This is a genomic window from Rhodococcus sp. PvR099 (assembly GCF_017833315.1).
Classification (GTDB): Bacteria; Actinomycetota; Actinomycetes; order Mycobacteriales; family Mycobacteriaceae; genus Rhodococcus_G; species Rhodococcus_G oryzae.
Map to the genome: position 1 here is coordinate 2,904,865 of NZ_JAFIBV010000001.1, position 16,384 is coordinate 2,921,248.

17 protein-coding genes are annotated in these 16,384 nt (G+C 66.3%); 7 read left to right on the plus strand and 10 right to left on the minus strand.

Annotated elements, in window-relative coordinates; all coding sequences use genetic code 11:
- Window positions 1–8 precede the first annotated feature (8 nt).
- The 4 genes from JOE46_RS13260 to JOE46_RS13275 form a co-directional block, all read right to left on the minus strand.
- Window positions 9–434, minus strand: a complete 426-nt coding sequence (locus JOE46_RS13260) for a VOC family protein (protein ID WP_097214206.1) — start codon at window positions 432–434, stop codon at window positions 9–11.
- 40 nt (window positions 435–474) lie between these two features.
- Window positions 475–1,518 carry a zinc-binding dehydrogenase gene (locus tag JOE46_RS13265; protein WP_209927520.1) on the minus strand — a complete coding sequence of 348 codons (1,044 nt, stop codon included), beginning with the start codon at window positions 1,516–1,518 and terminating at the stop codon, window positions 475–477.
- A 12-nt stretch (window positions 1,519–1,530) separates the two neighbouring features.
- Entirely contained in the window at window positions 1,531–1,959 is a 429-nt protein-coding gene (locus tag JOE46_RS13270; RefSeq protein ID WP_097214252.1) for a CBS domain-containing protein, read from the minus strand.
- Window positions 1,960–2,068: 109 nt separating this feature from the next.
- Entirely contained in the window at window positions 2,069–2,713 is a 645-nt protein-coding gene (locus JOE46_RS13275; protein ID WP_097214204.1) for a LysE family translocator, read from the minus strand.
- Window positions 2,714–2,831: 118 nt separating this feature from the next.
- Between JOE46_RS13275 and JOE46_RS13280 the strand changes: the two genes are divergently transcribed.
- The 3 genes from JOE46_RS13280 to JOE46_RS13290 are packed head-to-tail and all read left to right on the plus strand — an operon-like array spanning window position 2,832 to window position 4,368.
- On the plus strand, window positions 2,832–3,329 hold the full coding sequence (locus JOE46_RS13280; RefSeq protein ID WP_097214203.1) for a GbsR/MarR family transcriptional regulator: 498 nt from the start codon (window positions 2,832–2,834) through the stop codon (window positions 3,327–3,329).
- A 13-nt stretch (window positions 3,330–3,342) separates the two neighbouring features.
- The gene (locus tag JOE46_RS13285; protein ID WP_245221042.1) at window positions 3,343–3,687 is read left to right on the plus strand and encodes a hypothetical protein; all 345 of its coding nucleotides are present in this window, start codon (window positions 3,343–3,345) and stop codon (window positions 3,685–3,687) included.
- Between the two features lie 48 nt (window positions 3,688–3,735).
- Window positions 3,736–4,368 carry an alpha-ketoglutarate-dependent dioxygenase AlkB gene (locus tag JOE46_RS13290; RefSeq protein WP_097214202.1) on the plus strand — a complete coding sequence of 211 codons (633 nt, stop codon included), beginning with the start codon at window positions 3,736–3,738 and terminating at the stop codon, window positions 4,366–4,368.
- Here JOE46_RS13290 and JOE46_RS13295 read toward each other — a convergent pair.
- The 3 genes from JOE46_RS13295 to JOE46_RS13305 form a co-directional block, all read right to left on the minus strand.
- Complete coding sequence (locus tag JOE46_RS13295; RefSeq protein ID WP_097214201.1) at window positions 4,334–5,431, minus strand: 3-deoxy-7-phosphoheptulonate synthase; 1,098 nt, start codon at window positions 5,429–5,431, stop codon at window positions 4,334–4,336. The two genes, JOE46_RS13290 and JOE46_RS13295, sit on opposite strands and share 35 nt — an antisense overlap.
- A gap of 469 nt (window positions 5,432–5,900) precedes the next feature.
- Complete coding sequence (locus JOE46_RS13300) at window positions 5,901–7,061, minus strand: GDSL-type esterase/lipase family protein (protein ID WP_097214200.1); 1,161 nt, start codon at window positions 7,059–7,061, stop codon at window positions 5,901–5,903.
- Entirely contained in the window at window positions 7,058–7,639 is a 582-nt protein-coding gene (locus tag JOE46_RS13305) for a TetR/AcrR family transcriptional regulator (protein ID WP_097214199.1), read from the minus strand. Before JOE46_RS13305 ends, JOE46_RS13300 begins: the two co-directional genes overlap by 4 nt.
- Before the next feature lie 586 nt (window positions 7,640–8,225).
- Here JOE46_RS13305 and JOE46_RS26980 point away from each other — a divergent pair.
- Together JOE46_RS26980 and JOE46_RS13315 are read left to right on the plus strand one after the other, a co-directional pair.
- On the plus strand, window positions 8,226–10,526 hold the full coding sequence (locus JOE46_RS26980) for a LuxR C-terminal-related transcriptional regulator (protein WP_143548530.1): 2,301 nt from the start codon (window positions 8,226–8,228) through the stop codon (window positions 10,524–10,526).
- Window positions 10,527–10,766: 240 nt separating this feature from the next.
- The gene (locus JOE46_RS13315) at window positions 10,767–11,525 is read left to right on the plus strand and encodes a hypothetical protein (protein ID WP_097214197.1); all 759 of its coding nucleotides are present in this window, start codon (window positions 10,767–10,769) and stop codon (window positions 11,523–11,525) included.
- An 88-nt stretch (window positions 11,526–11,613) separates the two neighbouring features.
- Here JOE46_RS13315 and JOE46_RS13320 read toward each other — a convergent pair whose 3' ends face one another.
- Entirely contained in the window at window positions 11,614–12,444 is an 831-nt protein-coding gene (locus tag JOE46_RS13320) for an alpha/beta fold hydrolase (protein ID WP_179800714.1), read from the minus strand.
- Between the two features lie 98 nt (window positions 12,445–12,542).
- On the opposite strand from JOE46_RS13320, the gene JOE46_RS13325 reads away from it, so the two are divergent.
- A complete protein-coding gene (locus JOE46_RS13325) occupies window positions 12,543–13,148 on the plus strand; it encodes a TetR/AcrR family transcriptional regulator (protein WP_097214196.1) in 606 nt (201 codons plus the stop codon).
- A 628-nt stretch (window positions 13,149–13,776) separates the two neighbouring features.
- Here JOE46_RS13325 and JOE46_RS13330 read toward each other — a convergent pair.
- The gene (locus tag JOE46_RS13330; RefSeq protein WP_097214195.1) at window positions 13,777–14,349 is read right to left on the minus strand and encodes a TetR/AcrR family transcriptional regulator; all 573 of its coding nucleotides are present in this window, start codon (window positions 14,347–14,349) and stop codon (window positions 13,777–13,779) included.
- Window positions 14,350–14,401: 52 nt separating this feature from the next.
- Between JOE46_RS13330 and JOE46_RS13335 the strand changes: the two genes are divergently transcribed.
- Window positions 14,402–15,526, plus strand: a complete 1,125-nt coding sequence (locus JOE46_RS13335) for a Rieske 2Fe-2S domain-containing protein (RefSeq protein WP_245221043.1) — start codon at window positions 14,402–14,404, stop codon at window positions 15,524–15,526.
- A 113-nt stretch (window positions 15,527–15,639) separates the two neighbouring features.
- Here JOE46_RS13335 and JOE46_RS13340 read toward each other — a convergent pair whose 3' ends face one another.
- Complete coding sequence (locus tag JOE46_RS13340) at window positions 15,640–16,122, minus strand: hypothetical protein (RefSeq protein ID WP_143548528.1); 483 nt, start codon at window positions 16,120–16,122, stop codon at window positions 15,640–15,642.
- Window positions 16,123–16,384: the final 262 nt, after the last annotated feature.

The following is a 16,384-nucleotide window of genomic DNA, read 5'->3' on the forward strand; positions in this document are numbered from 1 at the left end:
GCAGGCGCTCAGCTGACGCAGAACTCGTTGCCCTCGGGGTCGGCCATCGTGATCCACCACTGCGGACCCACCTGCCCGCGATGCAGAAACGTCGCGCCACGGGCGACGAGGGCATCGGCCACCGCCTGCTTGTCCTCGCCGACCCGGACGTCGAAATGCAGCCGGTTCTTCACCGACTTCGTCTCGGGCACCGCCTGGAACAGCACCCGAGGGCGTTCCTGGTGCTCGGGGTCGCTGATCGCAGCGCCCAGCTTCCAGACCAGGGTGCCCTCGAAGACCTGAGTGTCCTCCTCGGTGGCGTGCCCGGCCGCGACCATCCGCCGGATGAAGTCCTCGTCGCTCGGCTCGACCCGCCAACCGAGTGTCTCCGCCCACCACTTGGCCTGGGTGTGTGGGTCGGCGGCGTCCACTGTCACCTGAAATTCGTATCCCATGTCGCGACAGTACGACCGGGGACCGACAGCGTCCGGGAACTCATGGCCTGACCAGGATCCTGATCGGATCGCCCTCGTGCCTGTCCAGCTTCTCGATGCCGACCAGGACGTCCTCCAGCGAGACGATCTCGCTGATCGAGCGCGAGACATCGAGACGACCGCGGGAGAGCAGTTCCGCCAGGGTCTCGATGTCGACGTTCTTGTAGCCGAGATGGCCCTTGACCTGCTTCTTCGACAGCCCGAAGGCGGTGGTGGTGCCGAGTAGCGCCTCCTGGTCGCTCAGCCCGACCACGATGAGCCTGCCGCCGACGGCGAGGCAGTCCAGCGCCTGGGAGAACGTGACCGCGAGACCCGCCGAATCGAAGGCGACGTCGAGCATCCTGCCGCCGGTGGCATCGGCGACCTTCGCCTTCAGTTCCGGATCCCGGGAGTCGAAGGCGTAGTCCGCGCCGAGTTCGAGGGCCCGCTCCAGGACCACCTGGTTGATGTCGAACGCGAGGATCGGGACCGCACCGACCAGGCGCGCGAGCTGCACGATGTGGGTACCGATCCCGCCGACGCCCCACACCCCGACGGCCTCGCCGACCCTGACCTCCCCGGTGCGCACGACGGCGCCGTAGGGCGTGGACACCGCGTCGGCCAGGATCGCCGCCTGATCGAAGGGGACGTTGTCGGGGATCCGGGTCAACCCGCCTGCCTGCGCCACCGTGTACTCGGCCCAGGCGCCGTCGTAGGCGAACGCCATCAGCTGGATGTTCAAGCAGTTGGTGAGATCCCCGCGCCTGCAGTTGCGGCACCGGAGGCAGGCTTTGCCTGCGGACGGGATGACCCGGTCGCCCACCGCCCAGCCCGCCACTCCCGCACCGAGTTCCGCGATGGTGCCGGAGGACTCGTGGCCCTGGGTGACGACCGGCAGCATCGCAGGGAAGGTTCCGTTGATCAGACTCAGGTCGGAGTGGCAGATCCCGCAGTACTCGACCTTGACGAGCACCTCCCCCGGACCCGGCTCGGGTATCGGGACATCCTCCACCACAGTCTTTTTGGAGTCGGCATGGAATCGTGCGGCGCGCATGGTCTCCGCCATGGTCGGCTCCCTTCAGCCGTGTTCGATGTAGGCCTCGAGTTGGTCGCGTTCACCCTGCAGCTCGCCGATCCGGCTCTTCACCACGTCGCCGATGCTGACGATGCCGACCAGCTGACCGTCCACGATCACGGGCAGGTGCCGGATCCGGCGCTCGGTCATGGTCTCGGCGAGGCTGTCGACGCTGTCGGTCGGCAGGCAGGCGAACACCGCCGTGGTCATGATGTCCCCGACCCGGTCGTTCAGCAGCTCGGCGCCGCGCTCGTGGATGCGACGCACCACGTCGCGCTCGGTCACGATGCCGACCACCTCGTCGTTCTCGACCACGACGAGGGCGCCCACGTTGTGCCTGGCGAGTTCGCCGATCAGCACGCTGACCGTGATCCCCGGCCCGACCGTCGCCACCGCCTGGCCCTTGTTCCGCAACACATCCGCTATTTGCATCTGGACACCCCGATCCATCCGCGCTCGGCTACCGCTGTGTCGATCATAGGCAGCAGGAAGCCCCGCCGACCATCAACGGACGAAGGAATCCGGGGCGCATCGCCGCCGGTCAGGCGACCGCAGGCCGGGACCTGTCGAGGGCGAGGGTGACGGCCAGCCCGCCGAGGACCGATCCCATCACGTAGCGTTGCACCCTCAACCAGCCGGGCCTGGCGTCGAGGACCGTCGAAATAGTGCCTGCCACAACGACTATCGCAGCATTGACGGTCAGCGCGACCGCGATCTGCACGCCGCCGAGACCGAGACTCTGGGCCCAGACCCGCCCCGCCGCCGGATCGATGAACTGCGGGATCAGCGCCAGGTACATGATGGCGATCTTCGGGTTGAGCAGGTTCGTGACCAGCCCCATCGTGAAAAGGCGCGTGGCGGAATCGGCAGGCAACCGCCGGGGAGAGAACACCGAGGCCCCGCCCGGCCGGAGCGCCTGCCAGGCCAGCCACCCCAGATAGCCCGCGCCCGCGAGCTTCACCGCGAGGTAGAGCTGCGGCACCGCGACGAAAACCGCCGAGATCCCCGCCGTCGCGGCCGCCAGGTAGCAGCCGAAACCGACGGCGACGCCGCCGAGCGAGATCAGTCCGGCGCGTCGGCCCTGGGTGACGCTGCGGGAGACGAGGTACATCATGTTCGGTCCCGGGGTGAGCACCATTCCGAGCGCGACCGCCGAGACCCCGAGAACTGCTGCGCCGGTGATCATGGCGATGAGGTTCGCACGGTCCGCGCACCGCTGTCGCGGGCCAGTTGAGCACCACTGGACTTCCAGTCCAAATGACACATATCTGTGTCATCTCAGTCAAAGCTGTTACCGTCGAGGGGTGCCACACGACACGCAGCTGATCTTCGCCGACCACGTCGGCCGCTTCTACGCGCGTCAGTACGGGTTCCCGCCGATGGCGGGACGACTACTGGGATACCTGTTCGTCTGCGATCCGCCGCAGCCGACGATCGACGAGCTGGGCGACGCCTTGCTGGCGAGCCGGAGCGCCGTGACCGGTGCCGTCAAGCTGCTCGAGGGCTATCAGTTGGCGCGGCGGACCCGTGTCGCCGGCGAGCGGGTGGACCGGGTGAGCCTGGACCCCGTGAGCCGGCAACCCCAGAACTTCGATTCCGCGGTCCACCGCGAACACGCGGCACTGTTCCGGGAGGGACTGGCGCTGCTGGCCGACGCCCCGCCCGAACGTCGCGCACCACTCGAGGAGATGGTCGCCCTTGCCGAGTTCCTCAGCGAGCGGCTGCCGGCCCTGCGCGACGAATGGCACACGCATCGCGACGAACTCCGCCGATCGGGAGCACTTCCCGCTCCCCACAACTGAGAGGTTGCCGATCATGCCCGACCACGACCTGCCCACGCTGCGGCAGCGCGCCGAGAACGGCGACGCGACCGCCCTCGACGAGCTGGTCCAGCTCGCCGTGGAACTCGGCGACATGGACGAGCTGCGGCGCCTCGCCGACGGCGGGAACTCCGACGCGACAGACGAGCTGATCCAGCTCGCCGGCGAACTGGGCGACATGGACCAGCTCCGGCACCTGGCCGACGGCGGGAACTCCGATGCCGCCGACCAGCTCATCGAACTCGCCACCGAACGGGACGACCTGGACGAGCTGCGACGCCTTGCCGAGCGGGGCAACACCACCGCGGCCGAGCAGCTCGCGGAGCTCACCGCCGAATAGCAGCACGGCGCTAGAACAATTGTTCGATCTCGGCGTAGAATTCCGCCCGTGGACATCGCGGTGCAGGCGTCGCTGTTCGACGACCCGACCGAGGGCGCTCGGTTCGAGCCGCTGGGCGACTGCGTCCGCAGGCGGGACCTGACGGCGGGCGCCTGGATCGACGTGCGACCGGGCTGGCTGCAGGGATCGGAGCGACTGTTCACCGATCTCGTCGACACGGTCCCGTGGCGGGCCGAGCGCAGGCAGATGTACGACCGGGTCGTCGACGTCCCGCGGCTGGTGAGCTTCTACGCCGAGGACGCCACCCTCCCCGACCCCCTGCTCACCGAGGCCAAGATGGCCCTCGACGCGCACTACCGACGCGAACTCGGCGAGCCGTTCGCCACCGCCGGCCTCTGCTACTACCGCGACGGCGCCGACAGTGTCGCCTGGCACGGCGACACCATCGGCCGCGGCGGCACCGAGGACACGATGGTCGCGATCGTCTCCCTCGGCGCCGCCAGGACTCTGGCCCTGCGGCCCCGCGGTGGCGGAGCCTCCCTTCGATACTCGCTCGGCCACGGCGACCTGCTGGTCATGGGCGGGTCCTGCCAGCGGACCTGGGAACACGCGGTCCCCAAGAGCACCCGCCCCATCGGGCCGCGGATCAGCGTGCAGTTCCGGACGCGCGGCGTGCGCTGACCGCGCTCGCGAGCCGGTCCAGCTGGGCGTCGGTGGTGTCCCAGTCCAGGCAGGCGTCCGTGATCGACTGCCCGTAGGTGAGCTCGTCCGCCCGCCCGAGGGTCAGGTCCTGACGGCCCGCGACGAGGAAGCTCTCCAGCATCAGTCCCGAGATGCCCGGCTCGCCTGCCTCGATCCGTGCCGCGACATCGGTGACCACGTCGACCTGCTTGTTGTGGTCCTTGCGGCTGTTGCCGTGGCTGGCGTCGATGACGACCCGCTCGGGCAGGCCCGACTTCGCCAGTCGCGCCATGGTGTCGGCGACGGTCGCGGCGTCGTAGTTCGGGCCGTCGTTGCCGCCGCGCAGGATGACGTGGCAATCCGGGTTCCCCGCGGTGCGGATCAGCGCGGACAGCCCGTTGAGGTCGGTGCCGGGGAACACGTGGCTCGCCGCCGCAGCCCTGGTCCCGTCGACCGCCACCTGCACGTCGCCCTCGGTCGAGTTCTTGATCCCGACCGGCATGGACAGCGCGCTGCAGAGCTGGCGGTGCACCTGGCTCGCGGCGGTCCTGGCGCCGATCGCGCCGTAGCTGACCAGATCCGCGATGTACTGCGGCGTGATCGGGTCCAGGAACTCGCAGCCGACCGGCAGGCCGAGCGACGAGATGTCCAGCAGCAGTTTGCGTCCCATCCGCAGGCCGGTGTTGATGTCGAAGCTGCCGTCGAGGTGCGGGTCGTTGACCAGACCCTTCCATCCGAGCGTGGTGCGCGGCTTCTCGAAGTACACCCGCATCACGATGTGCAGGTTGTCGCGGTGCTGCTCGGCCTTCGCCGCGAGTCGGCGCGCGTAGTCCATCGCGGCGTCCGTGTCGTGCACGGAGCACGGCCCGACCACCACGATGAGGCGGTCGTCGCGGCCGTCGAGGATGTTCACTGTCGCGTCCCGGCCGCCGCGCACCGTCGCGGCGACGGCGGGGTCGACGGCGTATTCGCGGCGCAGTTCGGCAGGCGCGGCCAACGGACTGATCGAGACGGTGCGCTGGTCGTCGAGGCCGAGCACATCGGTGTCGATGGTGAGGGTCATGGGGGTCCTGTTCGTTCAGGCCGACCCAGGAGAGTGCGTGCACACCCGCGAGCCGGTCGATATCGGCTCGGGGTGGAGGAAGTCAGCGCGTGGTTACGCCGACCGGCCCACCCGGGGCCAGCCTGCTAAACCAGAAATATGCGCGCTGCATGGGCGCCACTGTAGCAGCGCCCCGCAAGCCCCCTGTGAACGGTCACCGTAGTTGGCCATTCGTCACCCTAGTTGGCCAGTTCGTCAACATTGTTGGCCATTGGTCAGGATAGTTGGCCAACGGCATCGACTCGGACGAGCCGAGCGGCGAGCTGGACGGCACTGCCACTCGCGAGCCGGACCCGACCTGTCACCTACTCGTGCAGCCGCCCCATCCTTCGTCGGATTGCGGAGGTTCGGCCAGCCCTTCTGAACGACGCAGTCAGCGCTCTCCTCGCGTGATTGCAGTTGATTCCCGCACAGTGGCGTGGCGCGGCTCTCAGGCAGCTCGCGAAGCACTGAACGGCGCCGACCCAGCAAATGCGTAGTCGGCGAACCGTCGGCCGATCAGCTGGTGCGCCTCCGTACTGGGATGGAGGCCGTCGGGCAGCGGGAGACGCTCCGCGTCCTCCGGGCCATAGAGCTCGGTGCCGTCGAGATAGTGGAGATTCGCGTCGGCCGCGCGACGTTCGACGAGCGAGCGCAGGGCGTCGCGGATGACCTCGAGGGTGAGGCGGCCCTGGGCCGTATCACCCGGAGTTCCGGTCGCGACGAACTGCACGTTGTCAGTGCCCAGCGTGGCCGGATCAAATGCACCAGGACCGGGCGTGTTCTCGTGGATAGCGCAGAAGATCGGGGAGACGAGCAGGATCGGTGTATTGGGATGCCCGTCGCGGATGGTGTCGAGGAATCCGTTCACCGCCGGAACGAACGCGCGCAGGCGCATCGCGTCGAGGTTCACGACGTTGATGCCAAGTTTGACGCTGATGGCGTCGGCGGGCGCATCGCGGATGACGCGAGCCAGGAACTGGTCCACCATGGCGCTGCCGCCGAGACCGAGGTTGCGAAGCTCCACATCAGCCGCGCGGGCAGCGACGCTCGGCCAGATCTCGCTGGGAGCGAGCGCGTTCGATCCATGACTGATGGAGCTGCCGTGATGCACCCACAGTGGCCGGGGACTCACGTCGGCGTTGACCGGAGCGTCGGAGCGGAGCTCGGCCAGCTCGAGCGCCTCGTTGTGAGGGAGCCACACCTCGATGCGCTTGCGGCCGGCAGCGAGGCCGACCACCGTGGTGGTGTGTGAGGGCCCGCCGTGCGCACTGGACTCCCAGGTCTGCAGGTCGATCTCGATGCGGTCACCGCCCACCAGCGCGTCACGGGTGTGGAGGACACCGTCGACGAACACGTCGATGCGGCCGCGCGGACGGTCGGCGCCACGATAGGCGACGCGGGTCGAGTGTGTGACGAGCTCGAGGCGAGTGGCCTCCGTCTCGAATTGCAGGCGGGCACCGGAAGACTGAGCCTCCATCGCGAGCAGTTGCGAATCCGGGAACTGCTCCCGTACCCACGCGGGGAGCCGGTGCAGCGCGACACCGCGGGGTGTCCTGGTCAGCTCGGCGACACCACGGACAATGTCAGCAGTGAACAGCGTCGAGATCAAGGGAGGTCTCCTTCCGTGGGCCAGGTATTCAGGGCGCGATCGACCGCGTCGATCGCAGCCACCCAGGACAGTTCCGTTGCGGGGTCGCGGTGCTCGAACGCTTCAGCTCGGGTGAGAGCGAGAAAGCCGTTGACTGTCGCGCCGACAAATCGTGCTGCGTGGACCAGTTCCTCATCCGGTAGCCGATAGTCGCGAATGACGGCGAGCATGAGGGACGCGATACGTCCCGCTTCGGGCGATCCCACGGTGTCGGCCGACGCGGGACGCTGAAGGGACGCCCAGGCACCGGGTCGCTCACTCGCGTAGGAGCGATGCGCCTCTACGAGTCCGATCAGCGCCTCGCGCCCCGCACGTCCGGCGATGGCGTCACCGACGCGCGCGGCGAGTTCACGCAGGGCGAGCTGTTGCAGGCCGTCCAGCAGAGCGTCCCTGTCCCGGATGTGCGAGTAGATACTCGCGGGCCGAACGCCGGCTTGGCGGGCGACCGCCGAGACGGTCACCGCGTCGAAGCCTTCGCGGTCTGCGATGTCAGCGGCGATCGCGAACAGGGCCTGAGAGGAGAGTTGGGCGCGGGGCATGCACTCACCCTACATAGATTAGCTTTCTAGCTACAATCTATAGGTTGGCGTGGTGTGCGAGGGCGCCACTTCGCCCGTGTACCGAGCCAGACAATCGCAGTGACCACCGTAATGAGCACGCTTGGGATGAGCACGAGTCCCGCTGGAGGCGGGGCGCGACCGCCGGCTCGACGAGAAGCCCAGCGCGCACGCCGTATTCGTGCTGATCATGCTCGTGTGCGACACAAGGTTGACCGCCGATACCGGACACCTAGGTCACCGACGCGGCCCGGGCGCCACCGACCTTCGCGAACTCCGGGGCGGCCATTCACGAACGGCAGGACAGTTCGGGTAGTCCACTGCCGGGCATGGTTCAGCTAACGAACGACCGTGAACAATTGCCAACTATCTTGACCACGATCGCGGCCGGATGTCGTCACGGTAGTTGTCACATCGCAGGTCAGGGCGCCGGGATATGACAACTGCGATGACGATTCACACCTGGTGTGAACGGTCACCGTAGTTGGCAACCCGCAGCATCTTCTTGACCGGTGGTCGATAATTGGTGAGTGCTCGTCAATTTGGTTCCTGCCGAAACGGGTCTCCGGTGAGCGTGGCAACTCTGCCGATGGAGCTGACCAGCTTCGTCGGCCGCAAAGCCGAACTGTCCGAGGTACGCAGAGCCCTGTCGGCCTCTCGTCTGGTGACGTTGTCCGGCATCGGGGGGGTCGGCAAAACCAGGCTCGCCATTAGTGCGGCCGAGGCGGAGCGAAGGGCCTATCCCGATGGGGTGTGGCTGGTCGAACTCGGCGAGCTGCGCGATCCGACGTTGGTGGTCGAGCTGGTCGCCGCCGGCGTCGGGGTGCAGAACCGCTCGGCCCGCCCCCTGCTCGAGGTGCTTGTCGAGGTCCTGTACCCGAGCACGGGACTGCTGGTGCTCGACAACTGCGAACAGCTGATCGAGGCCGTGACCGAGCTCGCCAAGACACTGTTGACCACCTGCCCGAAGCTCCGCATCCTCGTCACCAGCAGGGAACCACTCAACATCGGCGGCGAATCCGTGATCCGGGTTTCCCCCCTGACGACACCACCGGCCGACCACCCGCTCTCGCTTCAGAAGTCGACTCATTTCGATGCCGTGTCACTGTTCGCCGAACGGGCTTCGCTGGCGCTCCCGGATTTCGAGCTCACCGGCGACAACATCAACACCGTCGCACAGATCTGCGCGCGACTGGAGGGGCTACCGTTGGCGATCGAGCTGGCGGTGGCGCGGCTGAGAGTGCTTTCACCCGAGCAGATCCTCCAGCGGCTCACCGACCGATACACCCTGCTGACCCGCGGCCGCCGGAACGCTCCGAGCAGGCAGCAGACACTGCAAATGTGCATCGGCTGGAGTTACGACCTGTGCACACCCGCCGAACAACAACTGTGGGCTCGGCTGTCGGTGTTCGCGGGCAGTCTCGACCTCGAGGCCGCCGAGGCCGTGTGCGCCGATGAGGAGGCCGATCAGGACCTGGTCGACACCTTGGCCTCTCTGGTGGACAAGTCGATCCTGTTCCGTGAGCAATCGAGTGGTGGGGTCCGCTTCCGATTGCTGGACACCGTGCGGGACTTCGGCCGCGACAAGCTCGACCACACCGGCCAGCAACTGGCCCTGCGCCGGCGACATCACGACTGGTACCTGCAGTTGGCGCTCGACGCCGACGACGCGTGGATGAGCCCGAATCAACTCGAGTGGACCGCGCGCCTCGCCCGGGACCTGCCGAATGTGCGCGAGGCGCTCGAGTTCAGCCTGTCCGGGTCCGGCGAGAGCGTGCTCCGGATCGCCGCGGCCATGAACCAATTCTGGGTATCCCGCGGCCTCCTCAGCGAGGGACGCCGATGGCTCGACCGAGCCCTGGCACGAACATCCGACAAGTCCTCCGCGGACCGAGCCAAGGCGCTATACGCCGTCGCCGTGATCGCCGCGACCCAAGGTGACCTGGCGGCGGCGACCGCTCGGATCGAGGAGGGCCGCGCTCTCGATGCGCGGCAGGAAGACCCGCTCTGGCATGTCTTCGTCGCGATCAGCGACGGGTACGTCGCGCTCCACCGCGGTGATGTCGATCAAGATCTGAGACCCCTGGAAGAGGCCGTCGAGGATTCCCGGGCACGCGGGGAGTTCAAGCGACTGGTCGAGGCGCTGTTGCTACTCGGTTTGTCCCGCCAGGCGCGCGGACAGATCGCAGAGGCACTCGCCTGTCATGAGGAGATGCTTGCCATCACGCGGGCGCACGGCGAGACGGTGTATCGGTCGTATGCGCTGTGGTCGATCGCACTTACCGCGCGAGGTCAGGGAGACAACGACCGTGCGGTGCACTGTCTCGAGGAGTCGCTTCGGTTCATCCGACTGGCAGACGACCCGGTTTCGGCGGTGATATGCCTGCAGGCGCTGGCCTCGATAGCCGGCGAGCAACACGACGCGCGGCGGGCCGCCGTCCTGATGGGAGCCTCTGACGCGCTTGGCCGAACCGTGGGCACCGTCACCTTGCGCTTCCCCGACCTCATTGCCAATCCGGACTTGTTCACGCGCGATATCAGTCGGGCACTCGGCGTGCACGAGTTCGAGGCTGCCTACCGCGAGGGCGGCGCGTTGGACTTCAGTGGCGCGATCGCCTTTGCCCTGGGAGAGCAATCACCCGAGGAGGCCCCGGCCGTTCGGCACCTGGCCAGTCTGACCGAACGCGAACTTCAGGTTGCCGATCTGATCGCCGATGGCCTGACCAACAAGGACATTGCCGGCCGACTCGCGATCTCGCCGCGGACGGTGGACGGGCACGTGGAACACACTCTGGCCAAATTGGGGCTCTCCTCGCGCACAGAGATCGCGGTCTTGGTCGTCCAGCACACGAGAGGTGAGCACATCTGACAGCACAGGCCAGTTCTGTTGTCTCCGCGCCGGGATGGGGCCGATCCGCCGGGCACGTCGGCATGTGGTCTGCCGTCCTATTCGGTTTCCGCGGCGCGGGCGGCACGGCGGGACAGTTCAGCGAAAGCCGCACGCAGCTCCGGTGGGGCGATCACCTCGAGTCGATTGTCCTTTGCCGCGGTGTGTCAGTCTCGCCGCGGCGGCCGCAGCAGCGACGGGCCGCAGACCTAGCATGAGCCGATGAAGATCGACCGGATTCCCGACGGAGCTCAGGACCCCCGCACCAGCGTCTTGACGCGCGCACGACTTACTGACGTTCAGGAGTTCGATGACATTCTGACGCTGGTGTCGGCAGAACGAGTCGCACATCTCGACTCCCGAATCTTCATCACCCTCGACGATCTCGCCCAAGCCTCGTACACGAGCATGCACGCCGGCGAGGCGGATGAACTCGAAGTTGCGACAGACGATCTCGACTTTCTGAACGACCCAGGCGCTCAACGGCGTTTCGAGCTCCGGCAGGTCGCCCATGCGGCGGCTCAGCTCGGCAGGAGCGAACTCATACCGAGCTGGGACGAACTGCACGGCACTCGAGAATGCCCTCCCGACTGGATTGACCGGATCGCCGCCGTCAACGAAGACCCGTCCACCATTCTCGACGACGAAATCCACGTTCTGCACGTGCCGGTCAGCGACAGTCTGGCGGCAATCGCCGGCTTCCCGAATGGGTACTTCAGCGTCGACTGGGACACGTTCCAGAACTACACCGTCACTCGTCATCTCGCCGACGCCTACGGCTATCGTCCACTCGGCATCGGCGCGTCCTGGATCGGATTCGAACGGGATACGCCATTGTCGCGGCTGAAGGCGAACGAGCTCATCGAGGAGCTGAAGCCCATCTACGGCAGTAGTGACGCGCCCGGATGGACGCGCTTCGAGGACGCCCTGACCCACAGGCGGACGCTCTTCCTCGGCTACACCGACAACTTCGCCGACTGACAAAGCGGTGGGTCTTGTCCAGGTCCGGGTCTGTGGCGGTCGACCCCGCAGCTGTCCTGTCTACCTGCCGACGCAGCGACATCAGGATCTATTGCTGACGGGCCCAAAATTGGCGGAGGGCGGCAACTACTTGCACGGGTTGCTCCAGGGCTGGAATCACGCGCGCGTCCGTGATCGTGACCTCTGTCGCACATGACATCTGTGCCACCACGGCGCGTGCCTGTTCGGGTGTCCATTCGCCTCGATCGTCGGTAGTGACGAACAGGGTGGGGCACCGAAGCGCACGTGCTGCCCACAGTAGGTCGGTGCGATTGAGAATGGCCGATCGGATCGCGGTAATGGTGGCGCCGCTCCCAGATTTCGCGAGGCACTCGTCGATCAATGCCACTGCCTCCAAGTCATCCTTCCGGGTGGCGTCGGTCAATATCGTCGACATGATCGCTGAGCGGACCGGGCCGCGTGGGCCGAAGGCGCGGTAGAGCGGTAGCAGCAAACGAATCTTCAGCCGTACCGCGAGGCCAATGGGAAAAGTTGGCGCACTGATGGCGACAAGGCTGCGGATCATGTCGGGGCGGATTGCTGCGAGTTCCATGCCGACATGCCCGCCCCAGGCGTTGCCGAGCCAGTCGATCGGCTGTCCGCCCAGTTCGGCGGCGAGCGCCGTAATGACTTGTGCCGCCGCACGCGCACAGGCACTGATGTCCACTGGCCCGGCGAGCGCCTCACTGGCGCCACATGATGGAGCATCGATCAAGAAGAAGCGTCGACCCGGTAGGTGAGGCGTCAGGCGGGACCAACTCGACGAGTCGACGAACATGCTGTGCCAGGCCACGACCGGGCGTCCCTCGCCCACGATGTGTACCGCGAGATTGCCGAGGTCGGTCGGGATTAGTGCGGTCTTCCACTCAGCGGTTGTCATGGATCCGGTGCCTCCCCTGGAATTCTGCATTACTCAGAGTAAACTGAAATTAGATTTCAACGTACACTACGTAAGATGAATCTCGGTAGGCTGTCAGCGTGGTGCGTGAGTACAGGTCGAAACTTCGGGAGCAGCTGGCCCTGGCCAACCGTGAAGCCGTGGTGGTGGTGGCAACGGAGATGTTCACGGCCCGCGGATGGGTGGCCACGACCATGGCCGACGTCGCCGATGCCGCACACCTGACCAGGCAGACGGTCTACCAGCAGTTCAATGGAAAACTCGCACTCCTCGACGCCTGTATTGCACACGCCCTCGCTGGTGGAGACGGTTTGCGCGTGCGTGATCAACCGACATTTCAGGCGATGGGTGTCGGCGACCAGGCGACTCGCATTCGCGCCGGCGGGCACTGGTTGCGAGGTGCACACGAGCGATCGGCGGCCATCCAGTATGTCCTCGATCAAGCGGCGGTGACCGACGACGCCGCGGCATCCAGATTGGCCGAGAGGGAATCGGCCCGTTGGAACGAAGTCGCACACGCGTCGACCCTGATTGTTGGGCATCGACCGCATGATGACGTCATCGATGCAGCGTGGGTACTGGCCAATCGCCGGTGGTGGTTGTTGCTGGTCGGCGAACGAGGCTGGAATGGCGATCGCTGGGAGCGATGGTTCGAGGACGCCGCCACCGCCACCTTCACAATGTGAGCCTCGGGTCGGGCGGTTACGGCATTCCCGGCAACACGGTTGCCGGCGCCGAATCGCTTGTGCAGCTGAGGACTGCCGCAAATGCCGCGCGCTCACGTTGGGGTAGCGACCCTGAAAACGAAGGCGGAAGATGGGCGAGTACATGGCGCTCAAGCTGCAAGCTCCGATGACGAGGAGCCCGCCCGGTGGTCCTTACGGTAGTTGTCACACCGCAGGTCAGATCTTCATGGCCTCGACTCTGACCCGTATGGACCGAAACGGCTTTCCATTGTCGATGACAATGGCACAGGACTCTCGCCACCTCGGACATCACGACCCCACCGAGCCTCCCCTCACTCGCCGCCCGGGATCGATCGACGGCGCCGCCACCCCAGCTCCTTGAGCCGCTCAGCGAACCGGCTCGGCGTCATGCCGAATTCGATGAGGAGGTCAGCGGCCTCCGGACCACCGAAGGGCTCCCAACGTCGCGCAAAGTTGAGGAGTTTTTGATCGTGTGGGTTCATCCACTTCTACTCCAAAGGTATTGGCTCCGAGCGAACTGCTTCTTCGTTCGCCGCCGCGCCGAGTTGGATGAGGCCATAAAGCATGACGGATCCTCATCGGACACCGCTTGAGACCAGCGGTGCCGTCATCGTGGGTTCATCGGTGCGCGTAGGAGCCCGACGAGCATCTCCACGATCTGCGGCTGCGTGGGCCCGAATCGGTCATCGCCCTCGCGGGCACGCTCGAAGTCGGCCAGGAGCGCGAACAGCGTGGTCGCCATCGATGAGGTGCGGCTGATCCGCTCCCGCCGGGTGCCCTCGGGGAGGAGTTCGGCGAGTGTGTTCGTGATCATCGACCAGGTGGTGTCCTCACCGGCCGGCCACCCCTTTACCTGGGTGCGCATGACCTCGAGGAACCGGAAGTAGTGGGTGCTGCCCTGCTCGACCGAGGCATCGACGAGGGAAGCCACCAGCACTTCCACGAGCGCGTGGGTGTCACCGCGGTCGACGCCGATCAGCAGCCGGGCGCCGGAGGCCTCCACCGACTGCAACCGCCATCGCACGATCGCCGCGATCAGGCCTTGGCGATCGCCGAAGTGGTACTGCACCGCGGAGTTGTTTCGCTGGCCCGCGGCGATCGCGATCTCGCGCAGGGGGACATCGGCGCCGCGTTCGGCGAACATTCGCTCGCCCGCGAGCAGCAATGCGTCGACGGTCATGGATGGAGAACTTACCCTTGACGGATTTAAGCACACACGCTTAAATCCGGATATGGACCATCGAGACATAGACACCGGCCGGCCGATCGACCGCTACGCGCGCGGCTGGCACTGCGTGGGGCTCGCCGACACGTTTCGTGACGGCCGGCCGCACGGCCTCGATGCATTCGGGACCCGGATCGTGGTCTTCGCCGAAGCCGGCGGCGAGCTTCGGGCGCTCGACGCGTACTGCCGACACATGGGCGCCGACCTGTCGGGCGGGACAATCAAAGACGGTGCGATCGCCTGTCCGTTCCACGACTGGCGCTGGGATGGGCCCACCGGTCGTTGCACGGGCGTTCCCTACGCACGCCGGGTGCCCCGGCTGGCCAGAACCCGCAGGTGGCCTACGGCGGAGCGCAACGGTCAGCTGCTGATCTGGCACGACCCCGAAGGATCCGATGCATCCACAGATCTGCTGCCACCGGCGATCGACGGCATCGAATCGGGGGCATGGACCGATTGGGTGTGGAACTCGGAACGGATCGAGGGCTCGCACTGCCGGGAGATCATCGACAACACCGTCGACATGGCCCACTTCTTCTACATCCACCATGCCTATCCGACCTACTTCAAGAACGTGCTCGACGGTCACTGCGCATCACAGTTCATGCATTCGAAGGCCCGCCCGGATGTGTTCGGCACGGGCAAACACTTCTCGGAGGATGCTCATCTTCGTTCGGAGGCAACTTATTTCGGTCCTGCCTACATGGTGAATCTCATCCACAATCACGTCGCGCCGGACTCGGTGATCGAGGTCGCGCTGATCAATTCGCACTATCCGATCTCGTCCGAGTCCTTCATGTTGCAATGGGGAATTGCGGTGCAGAAGCTGCCGGGGCTCAGCGACGAGCAGAACGAAAGGATGGCGCGAGCGTTCTCCCAGAACTTCAGCCGGGGCTTCCTCGAGGACATCGAGGTGTGGCGGTCGAAGACGAGGATCGAGAACCCTCTGCTCACCGAGGAGGACGGTCCGGTCTACCAACTGCGGCGGTGGTACCGACAGTTCTATGTCGACGTCGGCGACGTGTCCCCAGAGATGACCGCGCGCTACGAATACGAGATCGATACCGCGCGCGCGAACGACGTGTGGCAGGCCGAGGTGGCACGAAACCTGGCCGCCAAGAACGCAGGATAGGGCGCAGGCACTCCTCACCCGGTCTGCCACCGAAGCCGGCACGCCGACATCCACCACCACGCCCGAGCTGCGATGACCACGTCGCGTCGCCTGCTGGATAGTGCGGGGTCGGATCAGAGCGAAATGACGGTCTCGATCGGCGGCGCCGACACGTGCGGGGTCGCGGTGCTGAGCCAGAACCGGACCCGGCCGAGCCCCGACGCGACATATGCGGCGTTCCCGGAGGTCTGGTAGGCAGCCGGGTTCTCCCTGCTGTCCATCGGATACACGGTGCGACTGCCAGCGGCGCCGGTGTCGAGGTTCTCCCAGTGCACCGTCACCGCGATCATGCACTGGGTCAGCTGATGGGTCAGGTCCGGGAGGTAGAACTCCGGGGACAGCAGGATGTAGGCCTCGCCGCCGGGCCATCCACTGGCCAGTCCCACGGTCATCGGGATACGGACGATGCCGCACCGACCGATGTCGTCCGACACCGCCCACGTGTCAAGGGCCCGCGCCGGTACCGGTGCCGCGCCTGCCGTTCCGACGCCGAGCATCATCGTTGTGGCCAGTGCGGCCACGACGATCGCGCTGCGACCCCTGATGAGTTTCCTCATGCTGTTCCTCCCCCGTTCCGTGCTGAGCAGCACGACTGATACCGATCGTCCTTCAGCGCCAACAGTCAGTGCGGTCACCGCGAACAGTCGCCTGATCAGCGAGGCCCACATGCCGGATTGACCTACCGGTGTGTCTGTTTCCTCCCGCCGCGCGTTACGGAGCTCGGCCATGTTCCGGGTTGCCCCGCTGCTTCCCCGGAGTCGACCACACCGCAGGTCGGGTCCTCGGGAATTGCCAACAACATTGGTGATTCGCGTCCGA

Coding starts and splice junctions, on each gene's coding strand:
- JOE46_RS13260 (WP_097214206.1), bottom strand. CDS start 434: ATGGGATACGAATTTCAGGTGACAGTGGACGCCGCCGACCCACACACC.
- JOE46_RS13265 (WP_209927520.1), bottom strand. CDS start 1,518: ATGGCGGAGACCATGCGCGCCGCACGATTCCATGCCGACTCCAAAAAG.
- JOE46_RS13270 (WP_097214252.1), bottom strand. CDS start 1,959: ATGCAAATAGCGGATGTGTTGCGGAACAAGGGCCAGGCGGTGGCGACG.
- JOE46_RS13275 (WP_097214204.1), bottom strand. CDS start 2,713: ATGATCACCGGCGCAGCAGTTCTCGGGGTCTCGGCGGTCGCGCTCGGA.
- JOE46_RS13285 (WP_245221042.1), top strand. CDS start 3,343: ATGCCCGACCACGACCTGCCCACGCTGCGGCAGCGCGCCGAGAACGGC.
- JOE46_RS13295 (WP_097214201.1), bottom strand. CDS start 5,431: ATGACCCTCACCATCGACACCGATGTGCTCGGCCTCGACGACCAGCGC.
- JOE46_RS13305 (WP_097214199.1), bottom strand. CDS start 7,639: ATGCCCCGCGCCCAACTCTCCTCTCAGGCCCTGTTCGCGATCGCCGCT.
- JOE46_RS13315 (WP_097214197.1), top strand. CDS start 10,767: ATGAAGATCGACCGGATTCCCGACGGAGCTCAGGACCCCCGCACCAGC.
- JOE46_RS13320 (WP_179800714.1), bottom strand. CDS start 12,444: ATGACAACCGCTGAGTGGAAGACCGCACTAATCCCGACCGACCTCGGC.
- JOE46_RS13330 (WP_097214195.1), bottom strand. CDS start 14,349: ATGACCGTCGACGCATTGCTGCTCGCGGGCGAGCGAATGTTCGCCGAA.
- JOE46_RS13335 (WP_245221043.1), top strand. CDS start 14,402: ATGGACCATCGAGACATAGACACCGGCCGGCCGATCGACCGCTACGCG.
- JOE46_RS13340 (WP_143548528.1), bottom strand. CDS start 16,122: ATGAGGAAACTCATCAGGGGTCGCAGCGCGATCGTCGTGGCCGCACTG.